Origin of the sequence: Gimesia benthica (assembly GCF_009720525.1) — a bacterium.
Classification (GTDB): domain Bacteria; phylum Planctomycetota; class Planctomycetia; order Planctomycetales; family Planctomycetaceae; genus Gimesia; species Gimesia benthica.
The window spans coordinates 1,003,227-1,015,477 of the sequence record NZ_CP043930.1 but is presented as its reverse complement, the minus strand read 5'-3'; the positions used below and the strand labels follow the sequence as shown (position 1 = coordinate 1,015,477).

At 52.1% G+C, this 12,251-nt stretch carries 11 protein-coding genes; 7 read left to right on the top strand and 4 right to left on the bottom strand.

From position 1 onward, the window contains the following. Positions 1 to 182: 182 nt before the first annotated feature. On the bottom strand, positions 183 to 2,267 hold the full coding sequence (locus tag F1728_RS04115; protein WP_194242676.1) for a HEAT repeat domain-containing protein: 2,085 nt from the start codon (positions 2,265 to 2,267) through the stop codon (positions 183 to 185). Positions 2,268 to 2,517: 250 nt separating this feature from the next. Between F1728_RS04115 and F1728_RS04110 the strand changes: the two genes are divergently transcribed. The 5 genes from F1728_RS04110 (at position 2,518) to pckA (ending at position 8,616) form a co-directional block, all read left to right on the top strand. Beyond that, positions 2,518 to 3,315: a hypothetical protein gene (locus F1728_RS04110; protein WP_155363011.1), complete on the top strand. Its 798-nt coding sequence runs from the start codon at positions 2,518 to 2,520 to the stop codon at positions 3,313 to 3,315. A 15-nt stretch (positions 3,316 to 3,330) separates the two neighbouring features. After that, entirely contained in the window at positions 3,331 to 4,152 is an 822-nt protein-coding gene (locus F1728_RS04105) for a formylmethanofuran dehydrogenase subunit C (protein WP_155363010.1), read from the top strand. A gap of 39 nt (positions 4,153 to 4,191) precedes the next feature. Further along, the gene (locus F1728_RS04100) at positions 4,192 to 5,853 is read left to right on the top strand and encodes a fatty acid CoA ligase family protein (protein WP_155363009.1); all 1,662 of its coding nucleotides are present in this window, start codon (positions 4,192 to 4,194) and stop codon (positions 5,851 to 5,853) included. After that, complete coding sequence (locus tag F1728_RS04095; protein ID WP_155363008.1) at positions 5,850 to 6,851, top strand: NAD-dependent epimerase/dehydratase family protein; 1,002 nt, start codon at positions 5,850 to 5,852, stop codon at positions 6,849 to 6,851. The genes F1728_RS04100 and F1728_RS04095 overlap by 4 nt, the downstream gene beginning before the upstream one ends. Before the next feature lie 178 nt (positions 6,852 to 7,029). Then, positions 7,030 to 8,616 carry a phosphoenolpyruvate carboxykinase (ATP) gene (gene pckA / locus F1728_RS04090; protein WP_194242675.1) on the top strand — a complete coding sequence of 529 codons (1,587 nt, stop codon included), beginning with the start codon at positions 7,030 to 7,032 and terminating at the stop codon, positions 8,614 to 8,616. 7 nt (positions 8,617 to 8,623) lie between these two features. On the opposite strand, the gene F1728_RS04085 is transcribed toward pckA, so the two are convergent. Next, entirely contained in the window at positions 8,624 to 9,127 is a 504-nt protein-coding gene (locus tag F1728_RS04085; RefSeq protein WP_155363006.1) for an endonuclease V, read from the bottom strand. A gap of 123 nt (positions 9,128 to 9,250) precedes the next feature. Between F1728_RS04085 and F1728_RS04080 the strand changes: the two genes are divergently transcribed. Beyond that, a complete protein-coding gene (locus tag F1728_RS04080) occupies positions 9,251 to 9,853 on the top strand; it encodes a DUF6940 family protein (RefSeq protein ID WP_155363005.1) in 603 nt (200 codons plus the stop codon). A gap of 45 nt (positions 9,854 to 9,898) precedes the next feature. Here the strand turns inward: F1728_RS04080 and F1728_RS04075 are convergent, their stop codons facing one another. Further along, complete coding sequence (locus F1728_RS04075; protein WP_194242674.1) at positions 9,899 to 10,867, bottom strand: hypothetical protein; 969 nt, start codon at positions 10,865 to 10,867, stop codon at positions 9,899 to 9,901. Positions 10,868 to 11,042: 175 nt separating this feature from the next. On the opposite strand from F1728_RS04075, the gene F1728_RS04070 reads away from it, so the two are divergent. Continuing rightward, positions 11,043 to 11,735: a hypothetical protein gene (locus tag F1728_RS04070; protein WP_155363004.1), complete on the top strand. Its 693-nt coding sequence runs from the start codon at positions 11,043 to 11,045 to the stop codon at positions 11,733 to 11,735. A gap of 16 nt (positions 11,736 to 11,751) precedes the next feature. Here F1728_RS04070 and F1728_RS04065 read toward each other — a convergent pair whose 3' ends face one another. After that, positions 11,752 to 12,189, bottom strand: a complete 438-nt coding sequence (locus tag F1728_RS04065) for a hypothetical protein (RefSeq protein ID WP_155363003.1) — start codon at positions 12,187 to 12,189, stop codon at positions 11,752 to 11,754. Between the last annotated feature and the right edge of the window lie 62 nt (positions 12,190 to 12,251).

Genomic DNA, 12,251 nt, shown 5'->3' with positions numbered 1-12,251 from the left:
CAGACTTTGAAACTGGAGAGTAGTCTACGTCTAAACCCTTAGCGAGAGGTTCTTTGTAGAAAGTGTCTCTCGTTGAATATCGAAATCACTGGAATCCAGCTGCCAGAGCAGAGGCTTTACTGCTGATGTCATAAATCAACAAATCGGCGGAGATGTTGATTTATGTCAACAGATTGTGAGAATCAGCTGCTCAGTTTTTTGAGAGCTGCTGCGGCTGCTTTTTTGACGCGTGGATCCTGATCCTTGGATGCGGCTTCCAGAGCCTGTTTGATTTCCGGGGTTTTGATCCCGTATTCACCCAGACTGATTGCCGCTTCGAGACGGGCATCCGGATTCGGATGATCGGTTACGACTTTGGCCATCACGGGAGCTGCTTTCTCAGCCCGTTGGGGAGTCGGATCAATTTTCGTCAATGCCCAGAGGGTGACAGCATTCTCCATATTGTTATTGCTGGATTTGAGTGTTTTCTCCAGCTGAGGAACTTCCGCTTTGGCTACTTTCCCGAAACGGGCCATCGCATAAGTTGCGACCAGACGAAGATCGACATTGCCCGAATTGAGATAGGGGGCAATTGCAGAGATCGCAGGTGCGGCAGCGGGGCCAATTTCGGCCAGGGCTGTGATCAGTTCCTGAATGACGCGTGGATTCTCTTCTTCTTTCAGCGCCGCTGTCAGAGCAGGAATCGCAGATTTCGCTTCAGGTCCCATCAGGGAAATCGCATTAGCGGCTTCTCGGCGGACCAGGGGACGCTCATCTGTGAGTGCTTTGGTCAGACCGGGGAGTGCTGTTTTAATCGTTTCCGGGTCATGGGGGTTATTGCGGACCAGCGCCCAGGCACAGACAAGCTGTAACCGTTCGTCATCAGATGACTCAGCTGCGAGTTTCTTGATCTCGGGGATAGCTGCTTTGCTGCCCATTTTGGAGAGGGCGAAGACAGCGGCATTCCGGGTGCGATCCTGGGCTGATTTGAGGATTTCCAGCAGTTGAGGTTCTGCCTTTTTCGCAGCAGGTCCCATTTCTCCCAGACTGGTAATCGCGGACATTTTTACTTCAGGATCGGTAGAATCTAACAGTTTGATCAGTTCCGGAATGGAAGCCCCGGCACCAGTACCGATTTCGCCCAATACATGAACTGCCAGTAATTTTAAAGGGGAATCGTCCTGAAGCATTTTATTCAATGCGGGAACAGATGCATCACCGATGGCTGCCAGAGCAGAGGCACTCGTGAGTGTCAGGGAGACGGGACCTGCCTGCATCGCAGAAGCCAGTTCGGGGACGGCAGAGGCTGCATCCGGTCCAATGGCACCCAGAGCAGTGGCAGCGTCCAGTTTGACATTGAGTTCAGGATCTGACAGCAGTTTAGTTAATGCAGGGACAGCCGATTTGGCTTCAGGACCAAAGTCTCCCAGCGAGATAGCGGCATTCGCTCGTACGATCTCAGATTTATTTGTGAGGACCTCTGTTAATGCGGGGACAACTTTCTCAGGTTGCGAGCGGATATTTCCCAAGGCGTGTGCGGCTCGCCAGACCAGGTTGGGATCATCTACTTTTTCCAGAATTTTGATCAGGGTCGGAATTGCTGATTCGCCACCAGCCCCCATCTGGGCCAGTACATCACAGATCTGCTGGCATTCCTGATTGTGGTTTGCTTCGTGTTCGTGTTTCAGTGTTGTCAGCAATGGTTTGACTGCGGGGGCACCAATCTGTGCCAGTGCCAGTGCTGCATCATTGCGGACTTCGTTGATCGAAATATTCAAGCCTTCCAGCAGGATGGGGATGACCTGATTCAAGGTTTCCTGATTTTCGGGATCGATTTTCGCAGCAGCCCAGGCGGCGGAAATCTTCAGGTAAGAATTGTTACTCTCCAGTAGAGGCATGATCTGCTTCAGAGCGGGTTTGGCCCCGGGACCAATCTGGCGGAGGGCCTGCAAAGTGTTGTACTTAAGAATGACAGAATAACCACGCAGAACTTTGGCCAGTTCAGGAACGGCAGCTGAGGCATCAGGCCCGATTTTTCCCAGGGCGGTGATGGCTTCACTGCGGGCGGCTACAGAACCCTCTTTAACGACAGAAATCAGCGCTGGTACCGCAGCTTTCGCACTCGGCCCCAATTCGCCCAACTGGTGTGCTGCCAGTGCCTGAGCGTCCTCATTATTGCTTTTCAGTTCCTGGACCAGTTTGTTGACGTCCATGCTGGCTGAAAGTAGTAGGGGAGTCGCGAGCAGACAGATCGCCAAAGTGAGTCCTGCAGTAAGTAACTGACGCATGAGCATGGTTCCTGGAGCTGATCGTTGCGAGTACCAGTGGTCTGTGGATAAGAAAGAATTCATCTTACCTTCAGATGAAAGACTGGCGAAAAAGATTCGAGAACATTATGCTATAATTGATATCATGATCCGAGTTTAAAAATCAAGTATTTCCACTCGGATTCATCAGGAAATCACACAAGCCGTCTGCTGCGAATCAGATTTCGGGCAGTCACGTGAACTACACTCAAATTCCGCTCTGAGGTCGAACATGAAAACAGTCACTTTGAAAATGAGCATGTTGTTACTGGGAATCATAACACTGTTTTCTGCTGGTCATTTCCTGAAGGCAGGTCCCTGGTATAGAAACAGCAATATTTACTACTGGCCCGGCAGCTACAGCCCGGCGATTTACAGTCCCTGGTATGGCGGATACTACACCGGCAACTGGGGTTCTCCGGTGGATGCACTCGGTTCCCGTTATCAGGGAATGGCCGATCTGGTCCGTGCTCGAGGACAGGCCCAGGTGGATCACACCAAGGCGCTGGTGAATTACCAGGACGCTCAGAGCAAGTATATCGAAAACCAGAAGAAACTTGCTGATACCTACGTTTCAGTTCAAAAGGCGCAGCGTGCTTATAACCAGCAACGGGCCGCGGAACAGAAAGAACGGGAAGCGCAACAGGAAGCCGCCCGTCAGAAACGGGTAGCAGAGAACGAGAAGCGTCGCGAGACCGGAACTCCCGTGTATTACGAGCCTGGCTTCACGCAAACTGACACGACACTGAGTGCCAGTCAGTTGAATCCCGCGACCGGGGAAATTGCCTGGCCTGAAGCGTTGATGGGAGAAGAGTACAAAGATTCTCGCGATAAAATGCAGGAGCTCTTCAAACTGCGTGATTCGACCGGTGCCACTTCGGAAATCTCACAGGAGATTTATGACGAAGCACAGGTCATGAAGAATCAGCTGCGGGGACAGATCCGGGACATGGTACCCAACGATTATCTGTCAGCACGGCGTTTCATCGAAGGTCTGGCCAACATGGGCCAGAAAACCGTCAACAGCTGATATAGAACATCCCGAATGGCCCTCACGTTTACGCTTAAACAGTCACGCCCGGTCTCTCTCGAAGTAAACTCGGTGAGTCATGAATCAGTGAGTGGTCAGTCACTGAGCCAGATCTGTGCGCTACCGGTGCTGTCAGGCAATCGCCAGGCTACCGTGGGGGAATTCTTTGATGTCCAGCAGAGTGATGCGGAACCGGATCTATTAGTCTTTACCGGTGATTGTGCGCGCCTGAAATACATTGGTGCCGGTCTCTCGCGAGGTCGCATCCGTGTGGAAGGCAGTGCCGGCATGCATCTGGGGGCGGAGATGACAGGCGGTGAAATTCTCGTTGAAGGAGATGTCGCCGATTGTGCCGCGACCGAGATGCAGGGAGGAACACTCTGCATTCAAGGTAATGCCGGCGACCTTCTCGGGGCCGCCTATCCCGGCAGTAAACGCGGGATGCGGGGAGGCACCATCACGATCAATGGCCATGTTGGTAATGAAGCCGGGCATCGGATGCGTCGTGGCACGATTGTCATCGGGGGTAATGCCGGCGATGCGACCGGGTTTGATATGATTGCCGGTTCCATTTTTACTTTTGGCAAAATGGGGGCGCTGGCCGGAGCCGGAATGCGAAGAGGGACACTCGGGCTGCTGGGAGAAGCGGGAGAGCCGGATCTGCTACCCACATTCCGCTACTCATGCCTTTATCGGCCGACATGGCTCTCGTTTTTTCTGCGTAATTTGGCGCAAACTGGTTTTCCGGTTCCGGAGAACTATTTCAGCAGTGAATATCGGCGCTACTGCGGCGATTTTCTGACCTTGGGGAAGGGAGAAATTCTGGTTCGCCAGTAAAGGACTTTCCCTGTTTCGGAAGCTGCGTACCTGTCTGTCATGTCTGATCAATTTAATATCGCCGATCGTCTTCGCCAGTCTGCTCAAGCCTGGCCGCACCAGAAAGCGGTGGTCTTTCCCGCGGGTAAGGACCGGCAGGGGCGATACACTTACAGCAGTCTGACCTTTCAGCAACTGGATCAGGAAAGTGATCGCCTGGCGCGGGGACTGATTGAGTTGGGAGTGAAACCGGGAACCCGGATGGCCCTGATGGTGCGACCCAGCCTGGAGTTTATCGCACTCACTTTTGCGCTGTTTAAGGCGGGAGCGGTGATCATTCTGATCGATCCGGGAATGGGACGAAAAAATATTATTCGCTGTCTGGCCGAAGTGGAACCCGAAGGTTTTGTTGCGATTCCGCTGGCACAGTTGTTTCGCAAGATCAAGCGGCGGGACTTTCCCAAAGCTCGCTTGAACGTGACGGTCGGCAAACCGGTTCTGACTTCGGGGATCGACTATGACTGGTTACTGGGCAAAGAATGGACGCCATTTGAAATCATTCAACGCGACCGTACCGACCCGGCGGCGATTATCTTCACCAGCGGAAGCACGGGTCCCCCAAAAGGGGTCGCCTATGAGCATGGCATGTTCTGGTCTCAGGTAGATTTGTTGCGCGATTATTACCAGATCCAGCCGGGTGAAGTCGATCTGCCGGGATTCCCGCTGTTTGCACTTTTCAACTCGGCTATGGGGGTGACTACCGTTGTGCCCGATATGGATCCGACGAAGCCGGCCCTGGTTGATCCGGAGAAAATTATCCGTCAGATGAATGATCAGGGGGTGACGCAGGCCTTTGGTTCTCCCGCGATGTGGAATCGGATTGGCCGGTACTGTGAAGAGCATGACATTAAACTGCCTTCTCTAAAACGTGTGCTCTCTGCTGGGGCACCGGTTCCCGTTCATGTGATTAAGCGGATGCGTCAGACGTTGAACTGTGAGGAAGCAGACATCAATACTCCCTATGGAGCGACAGAATCGCTGCCGGTTGCTTCCATCTGCGGGCGTGAGGTACTGGAAGAAACCTCAAAGCAGACGGCGACAGGAGCCGGGACCTGTGTGGGAATTCCGTTTCCCGGAGTGCAGGTTAAAATCATCCGGATTCATAACGAACCCCTCGAGTCGATTGAGCAGGCGGAAGAACTTCCAGTCGGGGAGATCGGAGAAATCATCGTGCAAGGGCCGATGGCCACGCGTGAATATTTCCTGCGTCCCGAAGCGACGCGTCTGGCAAAAATTCCAGATGGAGCACAGTTCTGGCACCGCATGGGGGATGTGGGTTACCGGGATGAATATGGAAAGCTCTGGTTCTGTGGCCGGAAAGCACATATGGTTGAAACAGCTGAGGGGCCGATGTTTACCATTTGTTGTGAGGCGATCTTCAATCAGCATCCGCGGATTTACCGCAGTGCTCTAGTGGGCGTTGGTGGGAAACCACAGCAACGTCCGGTGATTATCGTAGAGCCGGAGCAGGGGGACTTTCCTCAAAGTCAGACAGCGCGCAAACAACTGACAGAGGAACTGCTCGAACTGGGGCAGGCGAATGCACTCACCCAGTCAATTGAAACGGTCCTGTTTCATAAATCGTTGCCCGTTGATATCAGACATAATGTGAAAATCTTTCGTGAAAAGCTGGCTCCCTGGGCCGAAAGGCAGGTTACATGAAAGTCCTCGTGACCGGGGGAGGCGGCTTCCTGGGGCTATACATCGTCGAACAGCTGGTCGAGGCAGGGGAGACGGTCCGCGTTTTTTGTCGTGGAGAGTATCCTCGTCTCAAGGAGTTGAATGTAGAAAGCATCCAAGGGGATATTCGCGACGCTGCTGCAGTAGAGCGAGCCTGTACGGGCATTGAGACGGTCTATCATACGGCAGCCGTCTCCGGCATCTGGGGGCCGTGGGATTATTTCTATGGCATTAACACTCAGGGCACGTTGAATGTTCTGGAAGCCTGTCAGTCACAGGGAGTGACGCGTCTGATTTATACGAGTTCCCCGAGTGTGGTCTATGACGGCTCCGCGCATGAAAATGCCAGTGAGAAACTCCCCTACAGCCAGAACTTTCTCTGTCATTATCCGCACACCAAGATGCTGGCTGAGCAGGCTGTCCTGGCGGCCAATGGGACGCGTGGTCTGGCCACCATTGCTTTGAGACCGCATCTGATCTGGGGCCCGCGTGATAATCATCTGATTCCCCGACTGATTCAGCGAGCGAAATCCGGTCGCTTAAGGCAGGTGGGAACGGGCGAGAACCTGATCTCAATGAGCTATGTAGAAAACGCGGCAGCGGCCCATCTGCAGGCCGCCGCACGTCTGTATTGCGATTCTCCCGTTGGTGGACAGGCCTATTTCATCAATGAACCAGAACCGGTGGTGATGTGGACCTGGATCAATCAACTGCTGGCTTTGGCAGGACTGCCGCCTGTGGAAAAGCGGATTTCGGTCAAGGCTGCCAAGCGGATCGGCAGCGTATTGGAATTTTTGTACCGTACGTTACACCTTCCCGGTGAACCGCCGATGACCCGCTTTCTCGCCTCTCAACTAAGCAGTTCTCACTACTATGATATCAGTCGTGCCCGACTTGACTTCGGATATGCACCTCTGGTCAGTTTTGATGAAGCGATGCAGCGGATGGAACCGGAACTGAAGCGTCTGGCTGCTCGATAGGCCTCTGAACTCCTTTTCTTCTCAGAAAACCGGACCTGCAGGTGAGAATCACTCTTGGTGAAAGCGCAGCATGATATTAAACTTACGACGCGCCTCTTCCTTAGGTTGTCTGATTTGAACTGGCTGAGATGGGCAGACTGTGTTTGCTGTGATTTGAGTTCTCAAAATGGAGATGAAAATGGAGTCGTTTGATCTGTCGGAGCATGGAATCAATGTAGATTGGGTCATGCGGAACCCTGATCCTTCGATGTTGTACGAAGAGGCGATTCGCTATGAGCCGGGAACATCCATTTCCGACACGGGAGCGCTGATTGCCTACTCCGGTGAGAAGACAGGTCGTTCTCCCAAAGACAAACGGGTCGTCAAACACAAGAATTCCCAGGAAGATATCTGGTGGGGTGATGTGAATTACCCACTGGATCAGCATGCCTTCTACTGTAATCGCGAGCGGGCGACCGACTATCTGAATATCTGCCCGCATCTCTACGTAATCGATGCCTTTGCCGGCTGGGATCCGGAATACCAGATCAAGGTCCGCGTGATTTGCTCACGTCCCTATCATGCACTATTCATGCATAACATGCTGATTCGTCCGACCGATGAGCAGTTGAAGGATTTCGGAAAACCGGACTACGTGATTTACAATGCAGGTACATTCCCTGCAAATCGATTCACCACGGGGATGACATCCAAAACCAGTGTCGATTTAAGTATTGAGGATGGTGAGATCGTCATTCTGGGGACCGAGTATGCCGGCGAAATGAAAAAAGGCATCTTCACGGTCATGAACTACCTGATGCCCAAACGGGGCATTCTCTCTATGCACTGCTCGGCGACAGCCGATCGACAGACGGGGCGATCCTCGGTGCTCTTCGGTTTGTCGGGAACGGGGAAAACAACGCTTTCAGCCGATCCCAAGCGGTATCTGATTGGAGACGATGAACACTGCTGGACCGATAACGGCATCTTCAATATTGAGGGAGGCTGTTACGCAAAGGCCATCTATCTGTCCCGCGAGAATGAACCGGAAATCTTCCAGGCACTGCGCTATGGGGCGGTGCTGGAGAATGTGGTTTATGACGAGTCGCATCACCACGTGGACTTCAATGATACGAGTTTTACGCAAAATACCCGCGGGGCGTATCCGATCGAATACATGCCCAGTGCGAAAATCCCCTGTGTGGCAGATCATCCTACCGATGTGATTTTCCTGACCTGTGATGCGTTCGGCGTACTGCCTCCTGTAAGTAAGCTGACCCCGGAGCAGGCGATGTACCACTTTATCAGCGGTTACACTGCGAAAGTGGCCGGCACCGAAATGGGAGTCAACGAACCAGAGGCGACCTTCTCTCCCTGTTTTGGTGGGCCGTTCCTGGTCTGGCATCCCGGTAAATATGCGGATCTGCTGGCGGAGAAAATCCGGAAGTACAATGCCAACGTCTGGCTGGTCAACACCGGCTGGAACGGCGGTGCCTATGGTGTCGGTAATCGAATCAGTCTGCAGCACACGCGTGCGATCATTGATGCGATCCATTCCGGAACACTGAATCACGCTCCGACCGAAGTCGATCCAATCTTCGGAACCGCGACCGTGACCAAATGCCCTGATGTGGATTCCAAAATGCTCGTGCCTCATAACTCCTGGGCGGATCAGATTGCCTACAAGGAGACCGCGAAAAAACTGGCGCACGCATTCAATCAGAACTTTATGAAGTATTCTTCCGGAGTTTCTGAAGCCGTGCTGGCTGCGGCACCACAGGTTTAAACCCCATTCATCTTTCTACTCTGCAGAGTTGATCGACCTGCTTTAACAGAGTGGGAATTCGGTACGGACCGTGCATGGTCTGAATTTTGTGTTGCGCTTCCGTCAGTGGAATTCCCAGTGCGGTGATAAACAGTGGATTCTGGCTGTTGCCGCGCAGGATTTCCGTCTCCGCGGGAGTCTGATTAAAGCGGGATTTGGCAACGCCAATGGTGGGGATTTCTTCCCTCAGTTCCTGATAGAGATACATCCCAAGTCCGGGACGCTGATTTGCTCCCAGTGTGACGAAACCATCGATGACGATGGTTTCCAGTTCGGGTTTCACGTCTGCGATTAAAGCGAGCAGGCAAGGGAGTTCGCGTTTATAGAATTGTCCCGGTTCATACTCCGCGACCTTGGGGATCGATTTGAGGAGCGTTTCGGTTATCTGGTCTGATTCCCAGTCGTCGAACAGAAGTCCTGCGACTGTGGCTGAATCGTCTGGATGGTAATAAACGTCTAAAGCGAGATTCACGGAAAACTCTTTCCGGATTGAGACTGACTCTCTTACAATGCGATGGTTGGATCGAAGCCTATCATACCTGTCGCGAATCATATTTCCAGACAGGAGTCACGGTCAGGGAGAACACCGCAAATCATGTGGAAGCTTCAACAAGAGTCGCTGTCAGAGCCCGGGATGCTGAGTTTCCAGATTGTGGATGATTCACAGGTTGTTGGTTTTGCGGACGTACTGGAACTGTGGCAGGAGGACACGGAATTCAGACTCTGGTTCACCGAGATGCTGGCAGCGCTACCTTTCACAGCTTTCCGCTGGGAGACGCCTCCAGTCACAGCCTCAACCCTGAGTCGCCCTTTTGAGTTTGTGGTGCTTGACAGTCCCGTGCTGGATCGTCGAGTGGACCGTGGTGCGTTTGCCGAGCATTTCTCAATCGTTCCGCATAAAGCTGTTGTGAGTTTTTCGAATCTGGGCCGCGATGCGATCTTGGTTGTTCCCTGTCCAGTTTCAGCCGAGCTTGATTACTGTCATCTGGCGGATTTTGTTCGTCGAGCCCCCCAGGCACAGGTGCTGGAATTCTGGAAAACGATCGGCAGTGTCGTGCAGGAGCGAGTCAGTGAACAACCTGTCTGGTTGAGTACTGCAGGAGCAGGCGTGGCCTGGCTCCACGTCCGTCTGGATGATCGCCCCAAGTATTACCGGTATCAAGCGTATCGAACACTTCCGACATCAGAGTCGAAATAATTTCGAATGTTTTTCGTTCCAGTGTTGGGACAACTTCACTCAAAGTTATTTCTCGGTCTTTTGCCTGGATATTTTAATGAGGTCCATTAGATTTCGTCGCACATCTTCGAGAGTACCCACCACAACGAAGACCTGGTACGAATAGGAACCTGCTACCACTCCCTGGGGATCGTGGACACGAAACACACAGTTCCATTTTACCACTTTCTGTGGGGCAAATCGAAAGCGACCATAGCCGGCGTGTTCAAAGCCGGGAGCCGGCTGATCAGGAGAGAAGACGCCCATAGCGTATTGCTGATCTTTGGTGCTCAGGATGACGGGGAATCTCTGCTCGCCCGGTCCATCGTCCAGGGGGTTGAGCGTTCCTGTTTTTGGATCGAGTTTCCAGAATGACTCGAACTCGGCAGGCATGTAACCGGTAAGGGCTTCAAACTGAGCGTAATGATGTTGCTCTTCTGCAGGGATTGTAAACGTCACCCGGTAGTCGAGCACCTGATCAAGGTGCTGATAGCCGATGCGAACCTGTTTCGTCAGTCGATGATTAGAAAGTACCTTCTCGTTGAGTGCGGGTCTGCCTGATGACTTTTGCCCGGGGGCCAGCCAGTACGCCATCTGAGTCGTTGTTGTGAGTTGATTTCCCTGAGCCTGGATGCGAAGCAGTCTGCTGGAAGAGGAGGGACCTGCACCATCTGAGCGAGAGCCAGCTTCGGTTGGATTAAAACACTCAGCCCAGAATTCACCCGGTCTGGCGCAGTCAAAGCTGGCGGCAGACTGTAGTTGTCTACCATGATCGAAACTGTCAATGAATTCTTTCCCATTCCAAGTCAGAGAATGAATGGCCCCGGCTAACCGATTGGTCGTTGTAATGACGATCTCCGAATCACCTGCTTTATGGCGGATGACTGCGTTACCATTCAGTTCCTCAGCCTGTGTGTTATCAGCAAACAACAGGCTCGCCATCATGATTAACAGAGAGCTGATCTGGTAATGAGGGTAGTACGATAAGGGGAGCATGCAGGAAGTTCCTTCAAAGTCGATGTCTTCGGTTTGAGTAATCATTGAGTTTAGAGTGAGTTTGAAAGCACGCACTCAAGTTCCAGACGGGGCTCGTTTGAATATGTTTTACTGATCATAGTCTTACGAACCTCTGGGGGAAACTGGTGTCTTCTCAGATCAGCCCTTATCGCTGATGAAATGGAACCGTTTTGCACTCTGCTGGATTGGTAAACCTGTACTGGTAAAGAGTCCTCTATTGAATTGCTATGAAGAACAAATCCGGTTTGTCCGAAAAGCGGTTTCCTTCTTACAGGCTGCCGGAGAGTTGTTTCAAGATTCGGCGTTAATGGATGACTTCCAGCGATGGTCGGGCATTATTCCAGACGATGAACGTGAGCGAGATTATTTATCGATCGTTGCTGCCACATTGGAAAACCCCGTTTCAGCATGGCATGCGGAATTCCTCTCTAAGATATATAAACAAGCCAAAAAGCAGGATGTGGAGCGAGAGGTCTTCGCAGAAATTCAGAAGGCTTCATTGATCACCGTCAGGTATGAAATATTCACGGTGTCTGGGTATCATCGCATTACACTGCCTTGGAAAGTTTATGAATGGCCTGATGGATTTATCAGCCTGGATGATCAGGACCTGCTCGAATGTGATCAGACTTATTGTTGTGAGATGTGTGATGGTGAACGGGAAGCGGATCCTCGCGAGAGTCATGTTCCAGGATATTATACCGGCTGGATGATCAAGCACTGTTTTGTCGCCCTGGCCAGTATCGACAGGCAGTCCTTTTTGAAACTGGATCGGTTTCAGGAGTTCAGCCCTGATGAATTAACGCGAGTTGCACTCTGTGCAACTCTGAGGCCTTGGGAAATGTAGCTTTCAATGATGCTGATTAATTTGGGGGTGAATCTTGTGACTGACTTTCCTGTTTGCTGGAAAGTCGTCTGCGAAGTCGTTTCCAGAGGATCAGTTCGATGAAGAGCTGCAGATTGATGATCAGGAAGATTGTCAGTCCAATCAGTGCCGGTATATTCCAGTCCTCCAGGACCAGATATAGAATGGCTGTGAAACTGGCTGCAGTCAGGACGACAGAAAAAAGCGTCAGTGCGGTAATACTCCGTTCTGATCTCTGTTGAATCCCTTTCGCCAGCAGGAAGTAGAGCAGGCCCGTGATGAGATGCAGTACCGCGACAATCAGAATCGTAGGGTGCATTACGAGGCTGACTACAAAGAGAACTGTGCCAAAAAACAGACAGTAACCGCCCGTAAAGCGGCTGAGTCTCGAAATGTTTGTGATGTACTGTTTTTCGGTGGCAGGGCTCAGATTCATTTGATCAATCTACTGTTTATGGTCGAAGCACGGGTGTTTTCCTCGAAGGGGATCAGAATGAT